This is a genomic window from Georhizobium profundi (genome assembly GCF_003952725.1).
GTDB classification, from domain to species: Bacteria; Pseudomonadota; Alphaproteobacteria; order Rhizobiales; family Rhizobiaceae; genus Georhizobium; species Georhizobium profundi.
The window spans coordinates 3,507,833-3,532,538 of sequence record NZ_CP032509.1; the positions used below are offsets into that span (position 1 = coordinate 3,507,833).

35 protein-coding genes and 1 tRNA gene are annotated in these 24,706 nt (G+C 63.6%); 13 read left to right on the forward strand and 23 right to left on the reverse strand.

Annotated elements, in window-relative coordinates; all coding sequences use genetic code 11:
- Window positions 1-24: 24 nt before the first annotated feature.
- The 15 genes from D5400_RS16900 to D5400_RS21885 form a co-directional block, all read right to left on the reverse strand.
- Window positions 25-276: a hypothetical protein gene (locus tag D5400_RS16900; RefSeq protein WP_126011079.1), complete on the reverse strand. Its 252-nt coding sequence runs from the start codon at window positions 274-276 to the stop codon at window positions 25-27.
- A gap of 30 nt (window positions 277-306) precedes the next feature.
- On the reverse strand, window positions 307-501 hold the full coding sequence (locus tag D5400_RS16905; RefSeq protein ID WP_126011080.1) for a hypothetical protein: 195 nt from the start codon (window positions 499-501) through the stop codon (window positions 307-309).
- Window positions 498-860 carry an HNH endonuclease gene (locus tag D5400_RS16910; RefSeq protein ID WP_126011081.1) on the reverse strand — a complete coding sequence of 121 codons (363 nt, stop codon included), beginning with the start codon at window positions 858-860 and terminating at the stop codon, window positions 498-500. Before D5400_RS16910 ends, D5400_RS16905 begins: the two co-directional genes overlap by 4 nt.
- 176 nt (window positions 861-1,036) lie before the next feature.
- Window positions 1,037-1,717 (reverse strand): transcription termination/antitermination protein NusG, encoded by a 681-nt coding sequence (gene nusG, locus D5400_RS16915; RefSeq protein WP_164527922.1) that lies wholly within the window; start codon window positions 1,715-1,717, stop codon window positions 1,037-1,039.
- Window positions 1,683-3,002, reverse strand: coding sequence for a hypothetical protein (locus tag D5400_RS21265; protein WP_164527923.1), 1,320 nt, complete (start codon window positions 3,000-3,002; stop codon window positions 1,683-1,685). The genes nusG and D5400_RS21265 overlap by 35 nt, the downstream gene beginning before the upstream one ends.
- Entirely contained in the window at window positions 2,999-3,895 is an 897-nt protein-coding gene (locus D5400_RS16925; protein ID WP_245451332.1) for a DNA adenine methylase, read from the reverse strand. Before D5400_RS16925 ends, D5400_RS21265 begins: the two co-directional genes overlap by 4 nt.
- Window positions 3,892-5,814 (reverse strand): DNA cytosine methyltransferase, encoded by a 1,923-nt coding sequence (locus D5400_RS16930; RefSeq protein WP_126011084.1) that lies wholly within the window; start codon window positions 5,812-5,814, stop codon window positions 3,892-3,894. The genes D5400_RS16925 and D5400_RS16930 overlap by 4 nt, the downstream gene beginning before the upstream one ends.
- A complete protein-coding gene (locus tag D5400_RS16935) occupies window positions 5,802-6,128 on the reverse strand; it encodes a hypothetical protein (protein ID WP_126010309.1) in 327 nt (108 codons plus the stop codon). The genes D5400_RS16930 and D5400_RS16935 overlap by 13 nt, the downstream gene beginning before the upstream one ends.
- On the reverse strand, window positions 6,121-7,287 hold the full coding sequence (locus D5400_RS16940; protein ID WP_126011085.1) for an MT-A70 family methyltransferase: 1,167 nt from the start codon (window positions 7,285-7,287) through the stop codon (window positions 6,121-6,123). The genes D5400_RS16935 and D5400_RS16940 overlap by 8 nt, the downstream gene beginning before the upstream one ends.
- Window positions 7,287-7,559, reverse strand: coding sequence for a DUF2312 domain-containing protein (locus tag D5400_RS21625; protein ID WP_126013477.1), 273 nt, complete (start codon window positions 7,557-7,559; stop codon window positions 7,287-7,289). Before D5400_RS21625 ends, D5400_RS16940 begins: the two co-directional genes overlap by 1 nt.
- Window positions 7,560-7,756: 197 nt before the next feature.
- On the reverse strand, window positions 7,757-8,089 hold the full coding sequence (locus D5400_RS16950; protein WP_126011086.1) for a helix-turn-helix domain-containing protein: 333 nt from the start codon (window positions 8,087-8,089) through the stop codon (window positions 7,757-7,759).
- 2 nt (window positions 8,090-8,091) lie between these two features.
- The gene (locus tag D5400_RS16955; RefSeq protein WP_126011087.1) at window positions 8,092-8,592 is read right to left on the reverse strand and encodes a GcrA family cell cycle regulator; all 501 of its coding nucleotides are present in this window, start codon (window positions 8,590-8,592) and stop codon (window positions 8,092-8,094) included.
- Entirely contained in the window at window positions 8,585-8,818 is a 234-nt protein-coding gene (locus D5400_RS16960) for a hypothetical protein (protein ID WP_126011088.1), read from the reverse strand. Before D5400_RS16960 ends, D5400_RS16955 begins: the two co-directional genes overlap by 8 nt.
- Window positions 8,815-9,318 carry a hypothetical protein gene (locus D5400_RS16965; protein ID WP_126011089.1) on the reverse strand — a complete coding sequence of 168 codons (504 nt, stop codon included), beginning with the start codon at window positions 9,316-9,318 and terminating at the stop codon, window positions 8,815-8,817. Before D5400_RS16965 ends, D5400_RS16960 begins: the two co-directional genes overlap by 4 nt.
- Before the next feature lie 107 nt (window positions 9,319-9,425).
- Window positions 9,426-9,758, reverse strand: a complete 333-nt coding sequence (locus D5400_RS21885) for a helix-turn-helix domain-containing protein (RefSeq protein WP_126011090.1) — start codon at window positions 9,756-9,758, stop codon at window positions 9,426-9,428.
- On the opposite strand from D5400_RS21885, the gene D5400_RS16975 reads away from it, so the two are divergent.
- The 10 genes from D5400_RS16975 to D5400_RS17020 all read left to right on the forward strand — a co-directional run bounded on the left by D5400_RS16975 (window position 9,682) and on the right by D5400_RS17020 (window position 15,254).
- Window positions 9,682-10,449 carry an XRE family transcriptional regulator gene (locus D5400_RS16975; protein ID WP_245451333.1) on the forward strand — a complete coding sequence of 256 codons (768 nt, stop codon included), beginning with the start codon at window positions 9,682-9,684 and terminating at the stop codon, window positions 10,447-10,449. The two genes, D5400_RS21885 and D5400_RS16975, sit on opposite strands and share 77 nt — an antisense overlap.
- 152 nt (window positions 10,450-10,601) lie before the next feature.
- Window positions 10,602-10,868 (forward strand): hypothetical protein, encoded by a 267-nt coding sequence (locus tag D5400_RS16980; RefSeq protein ID WP_126011092.1) that lies wholly within the window; start codon window positions 10,602-10,604, stop codon window positions 10,866-10,868.
- Window positions 10,865-11,149, forward strand: a complete 285-nt coding sequence (locus D5400_RS16985) for a hypothetical protein (protein ID WP_126011093.1) — start codon at window positions 10,865-10,867, stop codon at window positions 11,147-11,149. Before D5400_RS16980 ends, D5400_RS16985 begins: the two co-directional genes overlap by 4 nt.
- The gene (locus D5400_RS16990; RefSeq protein ID WP_126011094.1) at window positions 11,149-11,772 is read left to right on the forward strand and encodes a hypothetical protein; all 624 of its coding nucleotides are present in this window, start codon (window positions 11,149-11,151) and stop codon (window positions 11,770-11,772) included. Before D5400_RS16985 ends, D5400_RS16990 begins: the two co-directional genes overlap by 1 nt.
- Entirely contained in the window at window positions 11,769-12,176 is a 408-nt protein-coding gene (locus D5400_RS16995; RefSeq protein ID WP_126011095.1) for a hypothetical protein, read from the forward strand. Before D5400_RS16990 ends, D5400_RS16995 begins: the two co-directional genes overlap by 4 nt.
- The gene (locus D5400_RS17000) at window positions 12,169-13,212 is read left to right on the forward strand and encodes a phage Gp37/Gp68 family protein (RefSeq protein WP_126011096.1); all 1,044 of its coding nucleotides are present in this window, start codon (window positions 12,169-12,171) and stop codon (window positions 13,210-13,212) included. The genes D5400_RS16995 and D5400_RS17000 overlap by 8 nt, the downstream gene beginning before the upstream one ends.
- Entirely contained in the window at window positions 13,209-13,496 is a 288-nt protein-coding gene (locus D5400_RS17005) for a hypothetical protein (protein ID WP_126011097.1), read from the forward strand. Before D5400_RS17000 ends, D5400_RS17005 begins: the two co-directional genes overlap by 4 nt.
- 10 nt (window positions 13,497-13,506) lie before the next feature.
- The gene (locus D5400_RS17010) at window positions 13,507-13,836 is read left to right on the forward strand and encodes an HNH endonuclease signature motif containing protein (protein ID WP_126011098.1); all 330 of its coding nucleotides are present in this window, start codon (window positions 13,507-13,509) and stop codon (window positions 13,834-13,836) included.
- Between the two features lie 60 nt (window positions 13,837-13,896).
- Window positions 13,897-14,196, forward strand: a complete 300-nt coding sequence (locus D5400_RS17015; RefSeq protein ID WP_126011099.1) for a helix-turn-helix domain-containing protein — start codon at window positions 13,897-13,899, stop codon at window positions 14,194-14,196.
- Window positions 14,197-14,225: 29 nt separating this feature from the next.
- Window positions 14,226-15,254, forward strand: a complete 1,029-nt coding sequence (locus tag D5400_RS17020; protein ID WP_126011100.1) for a tyrosine-type recombinase/integrase — start codon at window positions 14,226-14,228, stop codon at window positions 15,252-15,254.
- 142 nt (window positions 15,255-15,396) lie between these two features.
- Here D5400_RS17020 and D5400_RS17025 read toward each other — a convergent pair whose 3' ends face one another.
- The 6 genes from D5400_RS17025 to D5400_RS17050 form a co-directional block, all read right to left on the reverse strand.
- Entirely contained in the window at window positions 15,397-15,855 is a 459-nt protein-coding gene (locus D5400_RS17025) for a MaoC family dehydratase (protein ID WP_126011101.1), read from the reverse strand.
- A 77-nt stretch (window positions 15,856-15,932) separates the two neighbouring features.
- Window positions 15,933-16,007: transfer RNA gene (locus D5400_RS17030), tRNA-Gln, on the reverse strand.
- A 137-nt stretch (window positions 16,008-16,144) separates the two neighbouring features.
- Entirely contained in the window at window positions 16,145-16,765 is a 621-nt protein-coding gene (locus tag D5400_RS17035; protein ID WP_126011102.1) for a L,D-transpeptidase, read from the reverse strand.
- A gap of 128 nt (window positions 16,766-16,893) precedes the next feature.
- Window positions 16,894-18,834: a sulfate adenylyltransferase subunit CysN gene (gene cysN, locus D5400_RS17040; protein WP_126011103.1), complete on the reverse strand. Its 1,941-nt coding sequence runs from the start codon at window positions 18,832-18,834 to the stop codon at window positions 16,894-16,896.
- Complete coding sequence (gene cysD, locus D5400_RS17045; RefSeq protein ID WP_126011104.1) at window positions 18,834-19,739, reverse strand: sulfate adenylyltransferase subunit CysD; 906 nt, start codon at window positions 19,737-19,739, stop codon at window positions 18,834-18,836. Before cysD ends, cysN begins: the two co-directional genes overlap by 1 nt.
- A 216-nt stretch (window positions 19,740-19,955) precedes the next feature.
- A complete protein-coding gene (locus tag D5400_RS17050; protein ID WP_126011105.1) occupies window positions 19,956-20,552 on the reverse strand; it encodes a biotin transporter BioY in 597 nt (198 codons plus the stop codon).
- A gap of 119 nt (window positions 20,553-20,671) precedes the next feature.
- Between D5400_RS17050 and D5400_RS17055 the strand changes: the two genes are divergently transcribed.
- Window positions 20,672-21,574: an MBL fold metallo-hydrolase gene (locus D5400_RS17055; RefSeq protein WP_126011106.1), complete on the forward strand. Its 903-nt coding sequence runs from the start codon at window positions 20,672-20,674 to the stop codon at window positions 21,572-21,574.
- 159 nt (window positions 21,575-21,733) lie between these two features.
- Here the strand turns inward: D5400_RS17055 and D5400_RS17060 are convergent, their stop codons facing one another.
- Together D5400_RS17060 and D5400_RS17065 are read right to left on the reverse strand one after the other, a co-directional pair.
- A complete protein-coding gene (locus D5400_RS17060; RefSeq protein WP_126011107.1) occupies window positions 21,734-22,123 on the reverse strand; it encodes a GFA family protein in 390 nt (129 codons plus the stop codon).
- A 62-nt stretch (window positions 22,124-22,185) separates the two neighbouring features.
- On the reverse strand, window positions 22,186-23,058 hold the full coding sequence (locus D5400_RS17065) for a DUF1499 domain-containing protein (RefSeq protein WP_126011108.1): 873 nt from the start codon (window positions 23,056-23,058) through the stop codon (window positions 22,186-22,188).
- A 229-nt stretch (window positions 23,059-23,287) separates the two neighbouring features.
- On the opposite strand from D5400_RS17065, the gene D5400_RS17070 reads away from it, so the two are divergent.
- Together D5400_RS17070 and D5400_RS17075 are read left to right on the forward strand one after the other, a co-directional pair.
- Window positions 23,288-23,680, forward strand: coding sequence for a hypothetical protein (locus D5400_RS17070; RefSeq protein WP_126011109.1), 393 nt, complete (start codon window positions 23,288-23,290; stop codon window positions 23,678-23,680).
- Between the two features lie 197 nt (window positions 23,681-23,877).
- A complete protein-coding gene (locus D5400_RS17075) occupies window positions 23,878-24,690 on the forward strand; it encodes a hypothetical protein (RefSeq protein ID WP_126011110.1) in 813 nt (270 codons plus the stop codon).
- The last annotated feature ends 16 nt before the right edge of the window (window positions 24,691-24,706 follow it).

Below are 24,706 nucleotides of genomic sequence, written 5' to 3' on the forward strand. Positions count from 1 at the left end.
CGACCCGCCCCCCCCCCTTGAGGGTCAGTCGGTCGGCGTCGGTCCCACCTCGACCATGACGGGCGGGTGCGCGACCCCGAGCACGCGGAGGTGCACCGATGCGCCTGCGTTGAGCCGCTCAAGCTCGTCGGGCGTCGGTTGCCATGCCGTCACCATGGATGGCGTGCCTTCGCCATTGACCGTGCAGGCAATAAGCTCGTCGCGAAGTGGGAGGCCGAGGTAGCCTTGGCACTTGCCGATTATTCGGGTTGCGCCTTCGATCATGCCGATCTGCATGTCAGCCTTTCCGCCGCTCTTCGGCCTGCTTTAGCCGACTGGGCATTCTTCGGCGATCCGCTGCATCAGTGCAGTGCAGCTCTCGCCATAGGTGGGTTCGCGACCGTCGGCCTCATCAGCAAGGAACTGATTGACGGACTGGAACTCTGCTTCGAACCGACCGGGCTCTTCGATGTAGCGGCGCATCCATTCATTGAAGCACTTCACCATCTGCGCATTATTCATCGTCGAGCCCTTTCCTCGGCCTGCTTCTCGCTGTCGTGGTAAGCTTTGCTCACGGCATGCAGATTGTTCTCATCCCAGAACAACCGCTCGTCGCCGCGATGTGGGCGCTTGTGGTCGACCACCGGGCTGTTAGGCGCCGGGTGCTTGCCGACCAGCAGCGCGCCTGTCTTCTGGCAGGTGTAGAGATCGCGTTGCAGGATCTTCAGCCGCAGCTTCTGCCAGCGTGCCGTCTTGTACCAGGCGCGCCATCCGATCGTCGCATCACGCTCACGGTGCCGAGCCTGCTCATCGCCGACGGCTCGACCGATACGTGGAGGCAAAGCCGCTACGCGCGGCTTCACTGCTTTCAATCTGCCCATGATGTTCTGATCGCTCGCAGCCACAAGCCGCCCTTGGCACCAATCGCGTGTGGATTGGCTGGGTCCGCCCGGCGTACCTGCCCCGAGACTCTCGTCTCGTTCGGCGCTTGGTCGACTTTGTCGCCAGCGCCTCAAGGGCTCGCTCAGGATCAGCGGATCGTCCTGGAACAGAGTCGCTAGACGAGTCGCTTGATCTGGTCAATCGACAGATCGACGGCGCATTGACGGCCAAACAGGTTCACCATTGCTCTCACGTGCCGGTTCGGAGCATAGCCATCGACGACCGCGTTGAGATATTCGAACGGTCCGCTGGCAATCGTGACGCTGCATCCGACCGGGAAGTCATTCGCGATCAGCGCCTTTGCGCGATCCCGTGCGCCCTTCTTTCCATCGAAGACGCCGGCATCGACCATCTTCATGAGATCGCTCATCTTTCGGCGATCGACGGGCATCGGGCCGTGCTCGCTGCCGAGAATGCTTTGGACGCCCTGGATACCCAGCAGGAAGAGCCAGGCATACGCGTTGCCGACCAGTTCGACAAAAACGAAGCCCTCAAAGATGGGCCGCTCCACGATGCGAGAGCCACCGTGTCGACGGTGCTTTGCGTTCACCATCTCGATCGGCACCCAGCGCGTAAGGCCGAGCTTATCCACAGCTTCAGCTACACGCTCTTCAGTCCGCCGCTTCACCCGCAGCACGTACCAACGCGCCACCGGTCCACCCTCACGCGGAAACGACTCGCGCTCCAGCCCTTCCCGCAATGCCTTGTCCAAGGCCCGATCGCGCTGCCAGCGCTGGAATGCGCGGTCAGCGGCTTCCGGATCATTCAGCTGCTGCTCGATTTTCGCCATCATCATCGTCCGCATCCTTTGCCTTCACTGCCTTCTCGAATTCCACCATCGCCGCGTCCGGGTCCTCGCCCGCCGGCATCCAGATCCAGTCCGGCCCATCCGGAACCCACGGCCTGCCCCACCGCTCATGCAGCGCGCGCCATGCTTCCCACAGCGGCGATCCCCGCTTCACCTGGCGGAACCCTTCGCCGAGCGGCAGGATCTCGACAGGCACCTGAAAGCCCCGCCGATCCGCTGCATGCGCATGCATCGCATTCACCTTCGGCCAGCCGTGTCGCGCCTGGTGCTGCAGTCGTTCCCGTTCTGCCTGCGGTCCGCCGGCATCGATCAGCTTCTGGATGAAGTGCGTCGGCGCAGGCATCGGCCCCGGCGGCTGGATCAGCTCGACGAGGCGCATCACGCCCCAGCCCTTGCCGAACGGCGGCTCTGCGCTGTGCGTCGCGACTGGCTTGGCATCGCGCGGCGGCAGCTTCTCCCAGCGCTTTTCGCGCAGGTATCGTGAAAATGCGCAGATGTGCTTTCGCGGCCCAGCCTTGGTCGCAGCGATGTAATCTTCGATGCGGTCGGCCGCCTCGGACCGATCCGCAGAACTAAGCCCGAGCCACGCCGTCCGCGCCTCCGGCTCGCTGTCATCGACATAGGTGGGCCAACGCGGAAATGTCCGCTTGAACGCCCGTTCGATTACCCTCGCATCCTCGGCCGGCGCCGAACCAACCGTCCCTTGCCCTTCCAGATCCGAATTGATCACGCGCTCGCGCGCATCTCTCTCTCTTCGTTCTGCTTGGGTCGTTAAAGTGGGGTCGTTCTTATAGGGTGCCGATCTAGGATCGGCAGGGGGTGCCGATGCAGGGTCGGCAGGGGGTGCCGATATATCGGCAGGGGTCTGCCTGAAATCGACCGTCTCACGAGACTGAATTCCTAGGTTTTCGCCCGTTTCATCTACCGCGTCATTGGGCAGATCGTCGGGCTCGCCATCATCCCATGCAGCCATCTCTTCGGCCACCACAGCGCGGTCGTAGATCACGCGGTACCAGTAAGACGTGTCACGGCCATCGCGGCTCACACCTGCCCGCTTCTCCACCGCGCCGATGGTCACCAGACGGTCGAGCGAGAGCTGCACCGTGGACCGCGCGCAGTTCAGCTGCCCGGCCATCTTCACCTGACTGCGTACGCACCAGCCTTGCCGATCCGTGTAACGGCCGAGCAGGCACAGCACCTGCAGGTCGCGGCCCTTGAGCCGAGGATCTGTGACGATCCAGCCGGGAATGATCGAGAAGCGCGCCTGGCTCATTCCGCAGCCTCCCTTCCGTCGTCGAGGACACCGAAGAGCGGCATGCCCAGCCCACCGGCCTGTGCGTCCAGCGCGGCCGCGCAGGCCGGGTTGATCCAGAGCACTTCGGTCCGTTCCTTGGCGCCGTCGGCCAGCGCGCGCATCTCCACGCGCCGCCAATGTCCGAGCGCCCTGTCATAGTCTTCCGAGGGGTAGCCGGAGAGCACGACATAGCCCCGCAGTCCGTCCAGGAACGTCAGCAGGGTGTCGTGGTCGTCGTCGGTCAGCTCGTGCCGATATCCGTGCGTTGCGCCGCGCCCACCCGCGAGCGACGATCGCGTGGCGATCATGTACGGCGGGTCGACGTAGTGCAGGGTATCGGCACCATCCAGCCGCGTCATCACTTCCCGCGCGTCGCGCTGCTCGATCAGCACGCCCTGCAATCGCTCGCAGAAGAAGGGCACCGCGTCGGCGTAATTGCTCCACGCCTGCGCTGCAAATGCGCGGTTGTCGCTCATCTTCGCGCGAAAGCCGGTTCGGCAGGATCTCGATACACTGTCGGAGCCATGCCCCATGAAGCTGCGCACGATCGTCTTGTGCGCCGCGTCGATCGGGTCGGCCGCCGGCTCATAGGTCGCGTCGAACTCAGCTCGAGCAAAAGGCGTCAGTGCCAGCCGTGCGCGTAGATCCGCAGCTGCCAAGCGATCGCGCAGCACCTGGAAGACGTTGACCACGTCTCCGTCCAGGTCGTTGTAGCACTCCGCCCAGAGCCGAGGCTTCCGCATCAGCACACTCGCCGCGCCGCCGAAGGGCTCGACATAGACCCGGTGCGGCGGAAAGTGGCCGATGATCCAAGGCGCGAGGCGCCACTTGCCGCCGTGCCAGCGCAGAATAGGGCGAGAGAGCGCACTCACAGCGCCACCCCGCTCTTCTCCGCCGCCAGGTGGCCGCAGTTCGCCGCAACCAGCACGGCCGCCACGGGAGGCGGCACGCTATTGCCACAGCAGGAGCCCTGCACGGTCGCCGAGATCGCTGATCCATCCAGACGCCTGTCGATGATGTAGCTGTCGGGAAAGCCCTGCGCTCGGAACCGCTCGCGTGGCGTCAGCATGCGCATGCCGATATCGGCTATGGCATAGGTCTGCCCGTCGATGTCGAGAGTCACGAGGCCGAAGCGATCCTTGACGGTGTCGGTGTGCATCGGCGCATCGACAGCCGCGCCGTCGCCGGTGCCGTAGTATTTCGTCAGGAAGCCGGAAATCACCGCAGCATGATTGCCGCCGGCCGTCGCGGTCGGTGCGGGCTGTTCGACACTCTGATGGCGACGGGCACTGCCCCGCATGTTGAGAAGATGCGCCGCGACGACGGCCTGCTGCGCGCCGGCCTGGGTGATGGTCGCAATCGGCTCGTCGGCCGGGCGGCCCGGGTTCACGCCGCCGATACGCCGGCTGTCATTGTTGTGCTGCGCGAGAAAAGCGGCAACCACCGCCGCCTTGCCGCCGCCGCCGGCCGTGATCGTGCCGACAGGCTCACTGGCCTCGGAGCCGATTGAGGCGCCGAACTGGCGCGACAGATGCACCGCCGCGAGCACCCCTTCGTTCCCGCCGGGCACCACCGTCGCCGCAGGTTCCTCGACCGAGCGCACGCGTGGCGCCTGCCCTTCCCGCTCTTGGTAGCGCGGCACCAGGTACGGCGCGACGAGGCCGATCGGCGCCGCTCCGCCGGGCCGCTTCACATAGCTGTTGGCGGTCACGGTCGGCAGCGGCTCGTCGAGAAGCGCGCCGGTCGAGCCGGTCTGAAACTTCGTCAGGTGGGCCGCAACGATCGCGTTCTGATCTTTCGGGCTAGCCGTGATCGTGTGCAGCGGCGCATCGGCCGCGCGGTTCGATCCGCCATGCTGCCCAGCCGTGACGACGGGGACCACGAGCCCCCAAGCGTCACGGGCAGCGGCAACCGTGTGTGCCGGCTCGTCGATGCTCTGCCCCCGGAAATGGTCGCCACCATGGTTCGCCACCACGATGAAAGGCCGCTTTGCCTCCAGCACGTAGCGCATCACGCCGCGCGCGATTCGGCGCATCGTGTTATCCGCCAGCGGCCGCACGGCCCGCACCCCGTGCTTCGACATGATCTCGTCGGCCGTGTCGAAGATCGAAGGGCATGGCAGCGACCAGTCGATGATCTCCGCCGCCGTGCGCCATGGCTTCAGCTTGCCGGCCTTGATCAGCTTCGCGTCATCCGGTTTCTTCGGATCGCCATGAGTGCGCTTTGGCCAGACGATCGGCCGCCCGTCCCGCCTTGCGATCAGGAAGAACCGCTTGCGGATCGTCGGTGCACCATAGTCACAGGCGCGCAGCTCGCGCCACTGCACCTTGTATCCGGCTTTCTTCAGCCGCTTCATCCATTGCTCGAAGATCAGGCCGCGCAGTTCGGGAATCGGCTTGCCGTCATTGCAGAGCGGCCCCCACGTGCGGAACTCCTCGACATTCTCCAGGATGATGACGTCTGGCTTCGCCTCTTCCGCCCAGCGCACGACGATCCACGCCAAATCGCGGATGTTGCGATCCATCGGCTTGCCGCCCTTGGCCTTTGAGAAGTGCTTGCAGTCCGGCGAGGCCCAGAAGAGCCCCACATGTCGGCCCTTCGTCACTTCCAGCGGCGAGACGTCCCAGATGTTGCTGTCGAGATGCAGCGTGTCCGGATGGTTCACCGCATGCATGGAAAGCGCGTCGGCCGAGTGGTTGATCGCCACATCCGGCGAGCGCCCGAGCGCCATCTCGATACCCGTCGAGGCACCGCCGCCGCCGGCGAAACTGTCGATGATCATTGGCTGCATGAAACTGCGCCCCCTGTCGTCGCGGGTCGGTCCCGCTTGTCCCGCACCGAGGCGAGCGAGAGCCGCGCGCCGAGAAGTGCCCTATCCGTTGAAAAGCCGAGCTCGCCGTATTCGCTGCGCGTACGCCGAAGCGCGGAGATCTCGATTGCGAGCCAGTCGAGCCCGGGCTGGAACTTCAGCCGCGTGAGCTCCTCGCGGATCTGCAGCTCGCGCTTAAGCAGGATCTCCAGCGGCATCCGCAGCAGCATGTCCGCGCGTGCCCCATCGTCGGTAGCGTCGCGCAGGCCTTCGATGATCGGCAGAAGGTCATCCATCTGAAGCGCCCTCGCCGGCCTCGAAGCCCCAGAACGACCAGCTGCCATTGCGGCGCACGTCGTCCGGCGCGAGTGATGCCTCACGCTGGAAAAGCTCCAGCTTGCGCATGTCGGGATAGAGCCGCTCGATCATCTCCGCGAAGAAGCACGGCTTGGCCGAGTGCCCGCCCTTCTTTTCCGCATGGACGGAAGCCGCCTGCGTGCCTGGCAGCGGCGCCGGGAAATCGCCACGCTTGCCGATCAGCAGCAGCTCGTGCCGGTCCCGCACCCATCGCCCCATCCCGATGTCGATTTTGTCCCAGATCAGGCAGGTGACGAAGTCGAAGCCCCATGCGCGCAGAACGTCGACCCCGTCATCGGTTCGGTTCGCCGTTACCCAGAGAAAGCACACCGCATCGCGCGTCGCCGGCGAGGTCTTTCCGGCGCAGAGCTTCTTGATCGCGTCGAGATCCATGGCCGGGTACATCAGCCCCCGGTCCTGCCCGGTCTCATCCGACCAGGCTTCTTGTGCCCAAGGCGGGTCCGCATAGAGAATCGGATAGGCGGCGACCGGCATCGTGCCGGCCTCCACGGTTCCACGCGCCGCGATTTCGTTGATGAGATCGGTACGAACCCGCCGCCCGTGCTCACGCTGGCGATCGCGGATCGACTTGGCGGTCGCCATCAGCTCGCGCGCGTTGTCCGGTTCCGGCAGGAAGGCCGTGCGGATCGGCTTGCGCGCCGGCTGCACGACGCCGTCCCGCCCCTCGACTTCCTCATGGTGGGGAATTTCCCCACCAGCGACGAGGCTCTTGCGCACCTTCGCAACGGTCTTGTGATCGACCGCCAGCATCTGCGCGATCGCGCGCGACGATATCGAAGGCGTGTCCCGCAGCTGGTCGGCGATCAGATCGCGCTTCTGGGCTGCCGTCAGGTGCCGCCGCGAAACGTTTAGCTCGCGCGCCAGCGTCCGCTTCTCCTCTTCCGCCAATCCCTTGCGCACGAAGCGGGGCCAATCGACGAGGCCGAGGCTCTCGCAGATCGCGACGCGATTGTGCCCGTCGAGGATGTTGCCATCCTCGTCATATTCCACCGGCACGAGGACGCCGTGGGCGACGATCGAGGCTTCGAGCGCGGCGCGGTCATCGTCGGAAAGTGGCGGGAGGAGCTGATATTTCATCAGCCGTGCTCCGGCATCATGCCGAGCGCGACGAGATAGGTGTCGAGGATCGCCTCTTGCTCCGCCCGCTCGTCTGGATCGAGCTTGCGCAACGCGATCACCCGCCGAAGCGCCTTGGTGTCGAAGCCGCAACCCTTCGCCTCGGAATAGACGCCCTTGATGTCGTCGGCGATCGCCTTCTTTTCTTCCTCGAGCCGCTCGATCCGCTCGACGAACGCGCGCAGCTGGTCTCGCGCAACACCGTTCGTGTAGGGCGAAGGCGCTTCCGGCATACCACCCTTCACGGTATCGACGGCCTCCTTGAGCTGCGACAGCGTTGCCGGCGGCGTCTCGGTGCCGTCCGGAAGCGTCATTGTCACGGTCATTTCGGAATCATCGGCAGCAGCCGCCGCCTTGCCGCGCTTTGCCTTGGCGGGCTTCGAGGCTGCTGCTTTCGGAGTGCGCGGGCTGAAGGGATCGTAACCTGCCATCACACCTCGCCCCGCCGGTATTCGCGCCAGGTGTCGAGGATGCGCACGATGGTCGCTTCCGGCACGCCGAGCTTCTGGGCAATCTCCGCCGTGTCCCACTCCGCGCGCGCATGGAGCAGCAGGCAGGCGCCGACGATTGCGTCGAGATCCGCATCGGTATGAATGGCGCCCTTCTCGCGCGCGCAGACCGCCGCAAACGCCATGTCGAAGAGCAGGCCGCACCAGGCGGAGGTCGAATAGTTCCGCGCCTGTGCCTGGGCATCAAGCACAGCCTTTGCCCGCGCCGTCACGCTCACCTGTACGCCGACCATCTTCTGAAAGGGCGCCGCCATCGTCAGAACCCCGCCTGCCCGTCGCGCGCACGGGCCCGAGCAGCATGGTGAGTGCAGTAGCGACGGTTGAGCTTCAGTTCGCCGGCGTCGGGGTCCGCGACCGGCAGGCCGCAGAATCGATGCTCATCGGCAGCCACCTGATGACCGCTCACAGGGAAATGACACGCGAGGCCACCAAGCCGCTCAAGCGTGATGTCTTCCGCCAGTCGGTCCGCATCCAGGACGGCCGCCGATGCTTTGACGGAGGGCGCCAGACCATCCTTCAGCTGCACCGCCTTCGGACCGCGCGGCGTTTCGGGCGCCTCACGCTTGCCGAGCTGGATGCGGGTGCCCGGTCCACCATGGCCACCGGGCTCGCGCGGTGAAGGCACACCCATGCGGTTGAGCTTGCCGATCACTGCATTGCGGCTCACCCCAAGGCGTTGCGCAATGACCCCGCAGCTCATCCCTTCGCCGCGCAGCTTTTCGGCGGTTTCCGCCATGCTGCTGGTCCAATCAACCATTGCTCGCCCAGCCTCCGATGAAGAGACCGCCCGGCAGCCGATCAGCAACGGGATTCACTGCGCAGAAGCGGCTGGCGAAATCGAACGTGTCGACATGCCGATTCAGCGGCGAATGCTCCGAGGAACCAGCCTCGACATCCAGCCGGACGGCATCGTCCAACGGAATGTGGACAGACGGACGCCTGTAGAGCCCCGGTCGTCTCCGGTTGATCCGCGCGGCGCTCATCGGTCGTCACCCACGACGCGCAGCACCTTGGCGCGAGAAAGCACCGTGCGCAGATCCGCCACGCTCTTCTCCATCGACGAGGCGGCGCGGTCCATTTCGGTCGCTTCGGCCGGCGTCAGCTTGCCGTCGGCCAAAGCCCGGGCGCCGACCTGCATCAGCTCCCCTGCCCGCGAAATCGTTTCGGCGTGGGCGGTCAGCGCGCATGAGCTTGCGCCGCCAGAGTCCAGCTCGTCGGGGTCGGCCAGCCGCCGCCCGCCGATACCGGCGAGCACGGACGTGATCAGCGGTTGCCCGCATTCGGCTTCCAGCATCAGCAGCGCGGGAATGGTCACTAGGTCCGGATCGCCGGCATTGTTCCAGCGGCCGACCTGGCTGCGAGATACCGACGTCACCTCGGCAGCGCGATCGATCCCGCCGCAGCGCTTGATCAGATCGCGTTGTGCCGCCTTCAGCCGGTGAAACCAGGCATCGGAAAACGGCGCTTTCGTCAGTTCGCTCATGATGTGCCCTCGTCTAGGCACACGAAATCCCGCGCCGGGATTATCCGGCGTGAAATCCCGTGGTGGGATTGTTCGGCAAATGGTGAATTCAGATCACGCGAACGCCATCAGGGGCCGCGCAACGAAGGGGGTGCAGATGCAGACGCAAAGCTGGTTGCAGCGGCCGGATCAGACGAAGGGTGCGAAGCATCATCGGGCCGTCGATCGCGAAGCCCGCGCAGGAGAATCAAAGCCGGCCCTTTGCTGGGCGGCTCACGCTCCCACTTGGAAACGGTCGCGCGATCGACATCGCAATGGTCCGCCAGCTGTTGCTGCGTCCATCCCAATGTTCCTCGAAGCTTTCGGACGTCAATAATGTCGCACATGGCGAAGACCGTGCATAACGCACGTTTTAAAGTCAAGTCGAATTGCACGCCTGATCCGTGCTTTTTGCACAACATGACCTATGATGACAGACCCGAACCGGCGATCCGCCTGCAACAAGCCCGTGAGAAGCGTGGTTTTAAGTCAGCCCGAGACGCCGCCAATTATTTCGGCTGGAACTACGAAACCTACGTTCAGCATGAGAACGGCACGCGCGGCATCACCCGTATGGCTGAGCGATATGCGACCGCGCTTCACGTCAGCCGGGCCTGGCTATTGACGGGAGAAGGCCTGCAGGAAAACGAAACGGAAGTGCCTTTGATGGGCTACATCGGGGCCGGGGCCGAGATTCTGCCGGAGTTTGAACAGGTCCCCGAAGACGGACTTGAGCAGATTTGGGTACCCTTCCCGCTACCCGCTGAGATGATCGCCTTCGGCGTTCGTGGGGATTCGATGCTCCCCGTCTACAAAGATGGCGCCGTCATCATTTGCTACAAAGAACGCAAGCGCCCAATCGAGGCGTTCTACGGCGAAGACGCTGCTGTTCGAACCGAGGATGGAAGACGCTTTCTCAAGACCATCATGCGAGGAAACGACAGCCACGTTCATCTGTTCTCCTGGAATGCCGCCCCCATCGAGAACGTGCGCCTTGAGTGGGTTGGCGAGATCTTCGCAGTGCTTCCGCCAAAGGCGCTGAAAAAGGTGGACCAGCAAGGCGGCCTGCAGGGGTCTTTGTCCCTGCCGAGGGCCGTGCGCAAAAGCGGCTAAAACCGCAAAGCGTGCGTTTCGCACTTTTTTGATTGACAGATTGCCGTGCATAACGCACGTTTCTGTCGTTCCTCATCGGGAACGGCCGCGCGGCGCTGCACCCCTCCCATGCCCCCAACTGCCGCGCGGTCTCCTCTTTTCAGGAGACTGCGATGATCCGCAATCAGTACCGCCCAGCAGCACAGCCGCAGGGCCGAACTCCCCGCCAGTCCTGCGCACCCAGCTGCCTGACGCACATGCGCGAACGCCTCATCGACCGCCTGGCCGATGATATGCGCGTCTTCGCTGGCTCCGGTGTGAGCGTCACCGTTGAGCTGCTCGCCGGCCGCTCCGGAGCTTCGCCAGCGCTCATTGCCCACTTGGCACCCGTTGCCGCCAAGCGCGCCCGCCGCGCGTCCGTGCGGAGTGTCGTGCGATGAAGGCGCGCTTCCCCAGCACAAGCTTTTCACTGGTAGACGCCTGCCTCGGCGACATCGAGCATCCGGTTCGCCGCCCGGCCAACGACGAGACGCTTCCGCCCATGGTCGTTCCGACCGAAGAGGGCAAGCAGCTGGCCGCGATGCAGACCAAGAGCATCACCGATGCTGTCCTCGTCACGATCCTCGCCGGCGCCATCTTCGCGATCGGCTTTGCGATGGGCCAGCTCACGCAACAGACGATCATGGACGCGCGCGCCTACGAGATGGAGCGCCGCGTCTGATGCAGCCGTCCGAAGACGCCAAGCGATTGAGAGCGATCGAAGCCCGCATGGGCGACGGCTGCACTCTCACGCTTGTCGTCGAGAAGGACCGCAGCCTCGCCTTGGAAGGCGTGGAGCCGGCGACCCGCGAAAGCGGACGCATCGCGGTTTTGGACCGTCACGTCGGCCACGGCCTTGCCGAATTCCTAGCCCGTGCTCATGATGACATCTGGTTTCTCGTCGGCCTCGTCAGGCGGGCCGCCGACCGCATCAAGCGGCTCGAGCGGGAGATTGGCTGGTATCGCAACACGCTTGAATTGGCAGGCCAACCATCGGCCCCGCCGGCGGACCTTCACGCGCATCGCGATACCAGCCAGATCTCGCACGCGGCTCCCGAGGCCCGGCCAGACGACAGCCGGCACCGAAACTACGCTGCCGAGGCCTCCATGAAGTGCGACGAGGCCGCCTTCCAGAAATTCCTGTCCGAGCTGATGGAGAAGCCCTGCCCCAACGCCGGAGCAGCCGCCGAGTTGCTGCGCTGGGCGCTCGCCATCACCAGCCGCAAACACCTCAACACCGACGAAGCCGCAGCCGCCCGATGGCGTCATCTGCGAGCCCGGTTCGAAGCATGGAGAGCACTATGAGCTATGAAGCATGGGGCGAGCCAGACGACAGCCCGTTCGAAGCCGCGATTGAGGCCGGTTGGATAGACCCCACCGATCAGACCAAGGCGCTGATCGACGTGATGAACGAACGTGATCGGCAGGTGAATGAAGAAGGCTGGTCGAGCGAGCATGATGACTTTCATGTCGATGAAAGTCTCGCGCAGGCCGCTGCTTGTTACGCCCTGCCCGATCCCGAATTGGTGACACCAGGATGGCCAGCAGGCGCACGCACCCGGCCTCGACTATGGCCGAAAAACTGGGCTGCGACCTGGTGGAAGCCACAAGATCGCCGGCGCAATCTTGTGCGCGCCGCCGCATTGCTCTTGGCCGAGATCGAGCGGATCGATCGCGCGGATCTCATGGGTGGCCCGAACCATGGCTGACAAAACCGCTATCGAATGGACCGACGCCACCTGGAACCCGATCACAGGCTGTTCCGTCGTCTCGCCCGGCTGCACCAATTGCTACGCCATGCGCCTCGCCGGCACCCGCCTGCGCAACCATCCCTCGCGCGCCGGCCTTACGATCGACAGCAAGGCCGGGCCGGTCTGGAACGGCGAGGTGCGCTTCAACGAGCGCGCCTTGCTTCAGCCGCTGAGCTGGAAGCAGCCGCGCATGATCTTCGTCTGCGCCCATGGCGATCTCTTCCACGAAAGCGTGCCCGACGCATGGATCGACCAGGTATTCGCTGTCATGGCGCTTGCCCCGCAGCACACCTTCCAAGTGCTGACGAAGCGCTCCGATCGGATGCGGAGCTACGTCAACGGACCTGACTGGAAGATCCCGATTCTTGGCCGCTTGCCATTAGAGCGCATCCACCTGGAAGCGGCTGCGCACATGGAAGGCGATGGCGGCGTGATGGACGCGCTGAAGGATCGCGGCAACGTCTACAGCCTTTATCTCGACGCGCCGTGGCCGCTCCCCAATGTCTGGCTCGGTGTCAGCGTCGAGGATCAGAAGCGCGCCGATGAACGCATCCCGGATCTGCTCGCAACGCCGGGCGCGATCCGTTGGATCTCCGCCGAGCCGCTGCTCGGGCGGATCGACTTTTGTCTGACCAGCGGGGCGATGCCGATCGCGGACCATCCTTGGAAGAACGGGCCGATCCTGCAGGGCATTGATTGGATCGTCGCCGGCGGCGAAAGCGGCCCTTCGGCCAGGCCGATGCATCCAGCATGGGCGCTATCTCTGCGCGACCAATGTGCGGCGGCCGACGTGCCGTTCCTGTTCAAGCAATGGGGTGAATTCCGCCCCTGCACCAAGATCGAATTGAGCCATGCCTGTGGAGCCACGAAGGTCGAAACGATCGGCGCCAGTGCTGCCTTCCTGTTGAAGGTCGGCAAGAAGCGCGCCGGCCGCGAACTGGACGGCGTCATCCACGACGCCTTTCCGGAACCTCGCGAGGTGCCTGCCCTATGAGCATCACCCGCCACGATCAGCGCATGCAGATCACCTGCGATGCCTGCCCCGCCGCCTACCCCAACACCTACGCCGAGGAAGACTTCCGCGTGATGATCGCCGATGCCAAGGCGGCCGGATGGATCGTCCGGAAGATCCCGGCCGCAGCCGCAGCCGGCCGCGATCGCGACACCAGCGACCTTTTCGGCAAACCGCCACGCATTGCCGGCGGAGCCAAGGCCGAGCCCTACACCCACACCTGCCCCGAATGTGCCAGCGCCGATCGGCGCGGCTCGCTTGTCTAGGAGGTTCGCGATGTGTCGCCGCGATGACATCCGAGCCAAGGTGCTCGCCAGTGTGGTGGTCGATGAGGCGACCGGATGTTGGATCTGGACTGGCCCGACCTCAGGCGAGAGCGGCCGAGGTGCTGGTTATCCGCGAATGACCCTCTCGGGACAAACCGTGGCGGTCCACCGCGTGATGTTCACGAACGAGCACGGCTATGTCCCCGGAAAGAAGCAGATCGATCACAAGTGCCGAAATCGGCTTTGCGTGAATCCGGACCCCGATCATCTCGAAATGGTGACACATAAGCGAAACCAGATGCGTCGCGCCTCGGCGCGCCGATTGGAGGCCGCGAAATGAATTGCGCTGCGCCGCCGAGCCATTCGGGATTTCCGCTCCTGCGAGAGGAGTTCTTCAGCCATGCGTGAGCTGCTGACGCCTGAGGAGGCAGCATTTCGCCTCAGGGTATCGACCAAGCATCTGCGCCAGATCACGCGCACTGGCGCGCTGCGCTACGTGAATATAGGCTGCGGCGATAAGCGCCCCACCCGGCGTTACACGGCCGAGGATCTGGAGGCCTTCCTGGAAGGGAGAACAGAGACGTGTCAGTCTACCGCCGCCCCGGCCAGGAAGAGTTCACGTACGACTTCGTGCGGAAAGGTCGTCGATTTTCTGGACCGACAGGCGCGACCGAAGAGAGGCACGCGCGTCGAGTCCTGAAAGATAAGATCAAGCTTGCCGAGGCCGAGATGGCCCGCGAGGCCGAATTCCTCTCTGCCGGACCGATGAAGGTAGACATCGCCTTCTCCCGCTACTGGAACGAAGTCGGCCAGCATTCGGCCACGGCCGCAGATCTCTTCGATTATCTGGGATGGCTTCAAAAGCAGATCGGCCCAGCCAAGCGGCTGGACGAAATCACCAGCAACGTTGTCGCTGATCTGATCGCCCGCAGGCGTGGCGTCGCAATCGTCGACAAGGAAGGCAACTTCAAGCGCTGGCCGGCCAATGCGACCGTCAACCGCGCCGTCATCGATCCGCTGCGAGCTGTTCTCTTCCGGGCGCGCGACGTCTGGGATGTGCCCGTCCGTGGAATCAACTGGAAGAAGCTTACGTTGTCCCGTCCGCAGGAACGGGTGCGTGAGGCACGGCCGGACGAAGAGGCAGCGATCGACGCGGCCATGCGCGACGATTATGCGCCGGCGGTCCGCTTTGCTCTGATGACAGGATGCCGTCGCGCCGAGATCGTCGGCCTGATCTGGCCGAGGGTCGATTTCTTCAGCCGGCAGTTCACGGTGATCGGCAAAGGCCGTCGCGGCCAACAGAAGGCGCGCGTCATTCCCATGACCGACGAGTGCCATGACCTTCTATGGAGCCTGAAGGATCACCATCCCGAAGCCGTCTTCACCTATGTCGCGGTCAAGACCAGGCGACAGGAGGGCATGGTGCGGGAGCGCGGCAGGCGCTATCCGATCACGATTGAAGGCTTCAAGTCGGCCTGGCGTCGCTACCGGCCGGACACGGTGGAAGACTTCCGCTTCCACGACACGCGCCACACGGCCGCAACCCGGCTGTTGCGGCAGACCGGCAATCTGCGCATGCCGCAGCTGCTGCTCGGCCACTACGACGTGTCGACGACGGCGAAATATGCCCACGTCACCAACGAGGATCTCCGCACCGGCATGCAAGCGACGGCCGATGCAGTCAGTCCCACGAAAAATCCCACCGCAGAGGGTGGGATGAAGTCTAAGAAGCTGAAAAATAAAGCCGATCTGGCTTAGGGACATTGCGTCCCGAACGAGGTGCGCTACCAGGCTGCGCTACACTCCGACATGGCCCGAAGGCCCGGTTTCACTAGCGATTTGGTCTAGTCGATGCAAGCCGGAAAATCATCATCGGTGGAATTTCCAAGTCCCCGCCCGCTCATTCCATCGGTTTGCGCAGCATCAGTGCCGAGCGTTTGCACGTGGCGATCGATTCATCTTTCTGATTGAACCCTTCATGCAGGAAGATGACGATCCCGCATTCCGGCCGGGAGCGGCTTTCGCGCATCTCGTGCACCGTCGAACGCACATGGACCGTGTCGCCGTGGAAGAGTGGACGCGGAAAACGCACCTCGTCCCAGCCTAGATTGGCAACTGTGGTGCCGAGCGTCGTGTCGCCCACCGAAATGCCAACGATCAGTCCCAGCGTGAAGGCGCTGTTGACGATCCGCTGGCCGAATTCCGTCTGCGTCTGGCAGTAGTGCTCGTCGAGATGCAGCGCCGCCGGATTGTGGGTCATCGCCGAAAACAGGACATTGTCCATCTCGGTTACCGTGCGCCGGATCGCATGGTCGAACGTCAGGCCGACGCTGAATTGTTCGTAGTAAAGACCCGCCATCACGCTCTCCATCGTCCAATCAAGGCAACAGCCTTAAGCCGTCTGCGCGAAACCGGAAAGTATGGCACGAAGGTATATGGCTGGGGCGCCTGGATTCGAACCAGGGAATGGCGGTACCAAAAACCGCTGCCTTACCGCTTGGCTACGCCCCAATGGCGGCTTGCCCGTCGGGCAATGCGACCGTGGCCGGTTTACCTTGATCCCGGCAGGAATCAAGAGCGGATCACAAATTTCACAGGATCGATCGTTGGCCGAACGATGCCTCGATAATCTCGCAGGAAGCGACTGTTCAGGCCTGGATCACCACGACTCGGCTGCCGGTCGGGACGCGGTCGTAAAGATCGATCACGTCGTGATTTAGCATGCGCACGCAGCCGCTCGACATGGCCTGCCCGATCGAGCGCGGCTGGTTGGTGCCGTGGATGCGGAACATGGTGTCGCGGCCGTTGCGGTAGAGATAGAGTGCGCGGGCGCCAAGCGGGTTGGTCGGCCCACCGGGGACGCCGGATGCGAATTGCAGATTGCGTGGATCACGCCGAATCATGTTCGCCGTCGGGGTCCAATTCGGCCATTCGGCCTTGCGTCCGACGGTGGCGTTTCCGCGCAGTGCCAGTCCTTCGCGGCCGACGCCGATGCCGTAGCGCAGCGCCCTGCCCCCGCCGAGCACGTAATAGAGCCGACGCTCAGGCGTGTTCACCACAACGGTGCCGGCTTCATAATCGCCATCGAACGCGACTTCTTGGCGGCGGAGTTCGGGATCGATCTCCTGCAGCGGCACGGCGTCCAACGGGAAACGCTCCTCCGGCAGCGCCGCATAGTTCAGCCGGGCCGTCTGATATTCCGACGACGCCGTGCAGGCGCCCAAGAAGAGTGGCATCCCGAAAAGAATGCCTCTGCGTGTGATCGACATGACGCCCCCGAAAAACCTGGTCCCCGTAATCGTTAACTGAATACGGGGTCGTGGTTAACGCTTGGTTTCGATGGAAGCAGTCACTTATCGTTGCCGCTTCCATCACGCCGGTCCACCCGCCGGGTTTATTAAAGCAGGCCCTTTGCCTTCAAGGCGGCTTCGATCTCGGCTGCCAGTTCTTCCGGCGTGCGGCCCTTGACGCGCAGATGCACATCGGCCGAATCCGGGGCCTCGTAGGGCTCGTCCACGCCGGTAAAATGCTTCAGTTCACCTTCGAGTGCGAGCTTGTAGAACCCCTTCGGATCGCGCTGCATGCAATCCTGCAAATCGGCATCGACAAAGATTTCGAGGAACGCGTTGTCCCCGGCGATGTCGCGGGCGATCTGGCGCTCTTCGCGCAGCGGCGAGATGAAGGAGGCCATCACGACCAGGCCGGCATCCGCCATCAGCTTCGCCACATGGGCGATGCGCTGAACCTCCTCGCGACGGCTGGCGGCGTCGAAGCCAAGCCCACGATTGAGACCCTGGCGCGTATTGGCGCCATCCAGCACGTAAGTGTGGAGGCCAAGGCCGTGCAGGCGTCGCTCGAGCGTGTTGGCGATCGTGCTCTTGCCCGCTCCCGAAAGTCCGGTGAACCAGAGGATCGCCGGCTTCTGGTGCTTGATGGCGGCGCGGTCCTTCTGCGTCACGTCGAAGAGGCGGTGCTGGCCAGCAGAGCCACTTGCCTGCGCCGTGATCATGCCGGCCGCAACCGTCTGGTTGGAAATGCGGTCGATCAGGATGAAGGCGCCGGTTGCCCGGTTGGCGCGATAGGGATCGAAGGCGATCGGCCGCTGGGCAGCAATCGTCACGGTCCCTACGTCGTTCAAGGCGAGCGTGTCGGCCTTCACCTCTTCGAGCTTCGAGATGTCGATGCGGTTCTGCAGCACGGCCACGGCGGCGGCTGTCTGGTCGGTCTCGGTGCGCAGAATGTACTGGCGACCAGCAACAAGCGCCCGCTCGGCAAACCAGACGAGGCGCGCATCGAACCGGTCTGCAATCACCGGCGCCGCCTGCGGATCGACCAGCATGTCGCCGCGTGAGCAGTCGACTTCGTCTGCCAGCACGAAGGTCACGCTCTGCCCATCGCGCGCCTGGTCAAGATCGAGATCGGTGCCGTCAGGCGCCATGGTGACGATGCGCTTGATACGGGTCGTCACGCCCGATTTCGCCACGGCGACGGTGTCCCCGACCGCAACGCGGCCGGACGCGACCTGGCCCTGGAAGCCACGGAAATTCAGATGCGGCCGGCTGACGAACTGCACCGGAAAACGGAACGGCTTGCCAGCGAGATCGTCGTCGACATTCACCGTCTCGAGGTGCCCGAGCAGCGACGGACCGTCGTACCAGGGCATGTTCTCCGATGGCTGGGTGACGTTGTCGCCATAGCGCGCCGACAGCGGGATCGCGGTAATCGAGCGGAAGCCGAGCGATGCGGCGAAAATCTCGTAATCGCGCCGGATCGCCTCGAAGCGCTCCTGCGAGAAGTCGACCAGGTCGATCTTGTTCACGGCCAGCACGATGTGGCGAATGCCGAGCAGCGACGCGATGAAGGAATGGCGCCGCGTCTGGGTGAGGATCCCCTGGCGCGCATCGATCAGCACGATGGCGAGATCAGCCGTGGAAGCGCCGGTCGCCATGTTGCGGGTATATTGCTCGTGACCGGGCGTGTCGGCGACGATGAATTTGCGCTTGTCGGTCGCAAAGAACCGATAGGCCACGTCGATCGTGATGCCCTGTTCGCGCTCGGCCTCCAGGCCGTCGACGAGCAGCGCGAAGTCGATGTCTTCGCCCGTGGTGCCGTGCTTCCTCGAATCGCGCTCGAGCGCGGCGAGCTGGTCTTCAAAGATCAGCTTGGTGTCGTAGAGCAGACGCCCGATCAGCGTCGACTTTCCGTCATCCACCGAGCCGCAGGTGAGGAAGCGCAGGAAGGACTTGCTTTCCTGCTTGGCAAGGTAATCGGCAACGGTTGCGGCGGCATCGCCGGTCGCATCGTTCGTCGTTGCCTCTGAAATCGCTGTGGCGCGCATCAGAAATATCCCTCGCGCTTCTTCTTTTCCATGGAGCCCGATTCGTCGCGGTCGATCAGGCGACCCTGCCGCTCGGAGGTGCGCGCAATCAGCATTTCACGCACGATGCCTGGCAGGTCGTCGGCTTCCGACTCGATCGCACCGGTCAGCGGATAGCAGCCGAGTGTGCGGAACCGCACCATCTTCTCTTCGATCTTCTCGCCAGGCTGCAGCTTCATGCGATCGTCGTCGACCATGATCAGCATGCCGTCGCGCTCGACGACCGGGCGCTTCTTGGCAAAATAAAGCGGCACGATCGGGATCTCTTCGGCGAGAATGTACTGCCAGATATCGAGTTCGGTCCAGTTGGAGAGCGGGAAGACGCGGATCGATTCGCCCTGGCCGACGCGCGTGTTGTAGATCTTCCACATCTCCGGCCGCTGGCCCTTCGGGTCCCAGGCGTGGCTGGAATTGCGGAAGGAGAAGATACGCTCCTTCGCCCGGCTCTTTTCTTCGTCGCGGCGCGCACCGCCAAAGGCGGCGTCATAGCGCCCGGCGTCGAGCGCCTGGCGAAGCGCGACGGTCTTCATGATGTGGGTGTGCGTGTTGGAGCCGTGATCGAACGGGTTGATGCCCTGCTCCACGCCATCCTGGTTGATGTGCACATCGAGATCGAAGCCGCGCTCGCGCGCCATGCGGTCGCGAAACTCGATCATTTCCCGGAACTTCCAGGTCGTGTCGACGTGCAGGAAGGGGAACGGCGGCTTGGCGGGGTAGAACGCCTTCATCGCCAGGTGCAGCATGACGGAGGAGTCCTTGCCCACCGAATAAAGCATGACCGGGCGCTGAAAGGTCGCCGCGACCTCGCGGAAGATATGGATCGACTCCGCTTCGAGCCGTTCGAGATGGGAAAGAGGTTTGTTCATAAGGCCTGACCGGTCGAAATGCAGAAGGACCGGGGCCCGTTTTTCACCGGCCCCGGCTCCTCCAATTGGCTGCACGCTATCGAAAGCCGCAGCGTGATCCGAGAGATTTTATTGCGAGTTTGCCGATGGGCTCGGAAAGTTATTCTTGCAGCCTGTCACGAAAAAGGAGGCCACGCACCGCGCGGCCTCCCCCAAATCTGTGTCGTTTGGCCTGGATCAGCGGCTGAACTTGGCGATCAGGCCCCAGATTGCCGGCACGATCGAAGCTGCGAGCGCAGCCTTGATCAGGTCCGGCACGATGAACGGAACGACGCCGAACTGCCAGGACTGCTCGGCACCGATCAGCAGTGCCAGCCAGGCAAAGCCCATGGCGAGCATGACGACATCGGCCACAACGATCGCACCGAAGAACTTGAAGGGGTTGCGGTCCCAGCCGCGATCCGCTGCCCAGCCAACGATTGCCGCCATGACGACGAAACCGGCGAGGTAGCCGCCGGTCGTGCCGAGCATGTAGGCGATGCCGATGCCCTTCTCTGGCGTGCTCTGGAAGACGGGCAGGCCCATGGCGCCCTGGGCGAGATAGAGAACGAGCGTCGCCACCGCGAGGCGCATGCCGAAGGCTGCCGCAATCAGGAAGATGGCAAGCGTCTGCAGCGACAGGTCGACCGGTCCGAACACGACCTTGGCCTTGGCGGAAACCGTCAGGAGCAACGTGCCGGCGACAGCCAGCATGATCTGCGCAACGGTGCGGCCGGTGCCGGACTGCGGCAACGCGGTTGAAACGAGAGAACGGGAGGTCAGTGCGGTTGCCATGAATGGTTCCTCATGCAAATGGGCTTGAGCGTCGATCGCCGAATACCGTGACTCCTCCTATATTGTGAAGGGCGAGGAGCGGCAACCATCCTCCCCGAAGGCTCCCCGAAAGAACGCTGATGGCCCTCACCTTCGATACCAAGTTCGAGCCCGCCCATGGGACGCCCGTGCCGGTGGCCGATGGTGTGGTCAGGATCACCGCGCCGAATTCGGGGCCCCTCACCTTTCACGGCACGAACAGCTATATCGTCGGCAAGGAGACGCTGTGCGTCATCGATCCTGGTCCTGAGATCGAATCGCATTATCAGGCGCTCCTTGCGGCCATCGCTGGCCGACCGGTCAGCCACATTGCCGTCAGCCACACGCACCGGGATCACTCACCGCTGTCGCGGCGCCTTGCGCAAGAAACGGGCGCAACGATCGTTGCCGAGGGCCCGCACCGGGCAGCCCGGCCCCTTTATCTCGGCGAGGTCAATCCGCTCGAAGAGGCGTCGGACATGGAGTTCATACCGGATCTCTCGCTCGAAGACGGTGCGGTCATCGATGGCGACGGCTGGCGCCTGACGACGATCCACACGCCGGGCCACACGGCCAATCATGCCGCTTTCGCGTTGGAAGATGGCGTGGTGTTTTCGGCCGACCACGTGATGGCGTGGGCAACGACCATCGTCGCCCCGCCCGACGGGGCAATGTCCGATTTCATGGCCTCTCTCGATCGCATGCTTGAGCGCGACGACCGTCTCTATCTGCCGGGGCATGGCGGCCCGGTATTCAAGCCGCGCGCGTTCCTGCGGGGGCTCAAGACCCATCGGCGGATGCGCGAAACGGCGATCCTCGAGCGGGTCCGTCAAGGCGACCGCACGGTCGCCGATATCGTGGCGGTGATTTACCGAGACACAGACAAGCGTCTTCACGGTGCAGCCGCTCTCTCCGTGCTTGCCCATTTGGAAGACCTCGTGGCGCGCGGCGCCGTCACCACCGACGGCCCCCCGGCCATCGATGCGATCTATCTGCCGGCCTGATGCGTTACCGTGTACCGCGCGGCATAAAGAAACCCTGATGCGCATCGCCGGCATGCAGATCGTGATGATCGAGACCGGAGATGACCCCGGACATGCAGTTTCGAGAGCGATATTCGATCACGCGAGCTGGGCTACGGAAACCCCCGAAATACTCAGATCCTACTCTTCGCGACCCGTTCCATCACGATCGCCTTCATATCGTTTGGCAAGCTGAAACGGCGGCAGCCACGACTCACGACGGATGGTCCAGAGTTCGTAGGTCGGGATCAGTTGGTCGGTATCGTCGAGAACTCCGAGGCTCACTTCAATCTCGTCCGCGCTGCGAGCGAAAACGGACGACCCGCAGCGAGGACAGAAGAACCGCCCAGCATAGCTTTGTGTTTCGCCCTCGATAGACACTGCATCTTGAGGGAAAATTGCAGATGCATGGAACAGAGCGCCATGATGCTTGCGGCAGTCGCGGCAGTGACAAAGACCAATTCGGTAGGGTTCTCCCGAAGCCACGATCCGGACATTGCCGCACAAGCACCCACCTGTGAACCGATTCATGCATGCGTCCCCTGATGAAATCGGATCACCGACATTCCTTTACATCGCCCAGCGACGCGATGCTAATCGACCGCGACGCCCAGCAGTTCGGCATCCAACGCCGTCAGGAAGCGCTCGATCGTGCGTGCGTTCAACCCCAGATCATGCCCGGCGTAGCGCGTGGAGGACCGCATGTCGACGCGCGTCGTTTCCGCTTCCTCGATCAACCGGATGACGACGTCGGACTTGATCGCGAGCACCGGCGTGGAGGCCTCGCCCTGGATCACCACCCGCGAAGGACGGAGCAAGGGCGCGGCAGAAACGGGGTCGCGCGGCGCGGGCATGGGCAGCGGCGGGTTCAGGATTTCGGGCGGCGGCGCACTGCCAACGGCGCTCTCCTCGATCTCTTCTTCGTCGAGAGGTTCGAGCAATTCGGGGGTAACGACCGGATTGAAGCCGTCTGTCTCGACGATCGCGATACCTCGCTGGTCGAGCACGGTCGCAACAGCCGTCGACACACGGTCGATCGCGCCTTCATAGCGGCGACCGGTCAGCTCCGGATAGGCGGCGGCCCGTACCGCCAGGGTCGGCTCCTGCCGAGGCGGCACCATCCGGGACAGCCAGCTTCGCACGAACACCGGCTCGCGCAGAAACTGTGGCTCGTCGACGCTGTCGGTCGAAATGTCGTGCAGATAGGGCTTTTCGATGAACTGGGCCGCTCCGATCGCCGATGGGATGACCACCGCCAGCGCCAGCATGATGCCCCAGAAGGACGATCTGCCCCCCTTGGCGCCGACGGACCATAACCGCCATAAGCCGATAAGCCCGAGCAGCAACGCGACCGCGGCGAACACCAGGGACAAGCCGGCAATGGCGACGAAATTGTCGGTCTGCAGCATGCCGAAGCGCTGGCCCGTCGCGGCGAAACCGAAGAGCAGAATCGCGAACACGCCCATGCGGCCAGCCCACGCCCCGCTTCGCGACCGTGGCCGTTCATATCGCACCGCCGTCCGGATCAACTGCTTCTCCTTGCCTGCCCCTGTCTGCTCTTATCCGACTCCCGCCCATCGTGTCAGCCACATGCAAGCTCTTGCTGCCACAGTTAAGCCAAGCTTTGCAGAAATGTTTGAAGGCGTAGGCGAAAGCTTGCGGGGCGGGCTGGTTTGTTTAGGTACGGAGAGACCTATGGGGACCGTTATCCCGTCGGCTGCGGCCGGCGTTGCCGCTAGTTCAGCACCCTTGTTGCCGCGACCGCCGCGCGACTACGCCCTCGATCTTCTCGAACTTGAAATGGCGCTCGACAGTGCACAGCCAGGTGCTAACGGGTTCGCCGACAGTGTCCGCGAAGTCACGCGGGCGCTTGGCGGCACCTACCTGTTCGATCTGCCGGCTTCCGGTATTCTGGACGGCAAGCAGCGTATCGCGGCCCTCAGCATGCCGATCGGAGCGGGCGGCACGATCGTCTTCGTCGTTCTCAGCGAAGACGGCTCGTCGGTCAGCGTCGACATGGTCACGGAGGAAACGGCAGATCTTGCCCGCTTCGCCGAAGCTTTCTTGACGCTTCACCAGCATTTTTAAGCCCGACACACACTTTTACACGGCAATAGCGGTCTCCAAGCGGTCGCAACGGCATATTTCCGTTCATTTTGCGGGGCGCTGGTGCTATGTGCCGCATCACTGACTCCCCGACGCCTCCACAGCGCCGCTGAGCCCATCTCTGTGGCTTGCCGAACACCGACCGGCCGGCCCGCTCTGCTCTATTCGGGTGCGCTCCATTGAACGTTACGTCCATCACTGCCGATCCCACGATCCTCACGCTGAAATGGGGCGATCGATACGGGGCCGACTATGTCAACACGCTCTACCGGGCCGCTGAGAGCCAGATGGGCGGGCGAAAATTCCGCTTCCTGTGTTTCACGGACCAGACCGGCGGACTTTTGAACACGATCGAAACGCGCCCAATCCCCGACATGCCAATCGACCGATCGGTCTGGACGCACGGCATGTTTCCCAAGCTTTTGATGTTCATTCCCGACATCCTGGCCAAGGGAACGCCGGTCCTCTTCCTCGATCTCGATGTCATGATCACCGGCAATCTCGCGCGCATGTTCGATCGCATCACCTCTGTCGGTGGGCTTCACGTCATCCGCGAATGGAATCCGACGATCTGGCGTGCGCTGCCCGTCAACTGGCGGCCGAACCGGGGCTCGAATTCATCTGTGGTAGGCTTTCGCGTGGGCGAGCAGACGCATCTCTGGTCGATGTTCAAGCAGGATCCGGACGGCGTGATGAGACAATATCACAACGACCAGATCTTCATCGATGCGCATGCCAAGGGTCGGCACTATTGGCCGAACTCCTGGTGCGGCAGCTTCAAGCGGCATTGTGCCTGGCACTGGCCGCTGAACTATGTCTTCACCACCCCTGCCCGCCCGCGAAACTTCAGCGTGCTGACTTTCCACGGGCGCCCGGACTACCACTCGCTGCTTCTCGAAGACGGTGCAAAGCGGTGGGGCACGGAATGGCGCTTCGGCACCAAGCCTGTATCCTGGGTGAAGGACTATTGCGACCGCTTCCGGTCGCTCTGATACGCACTGCCGTTCC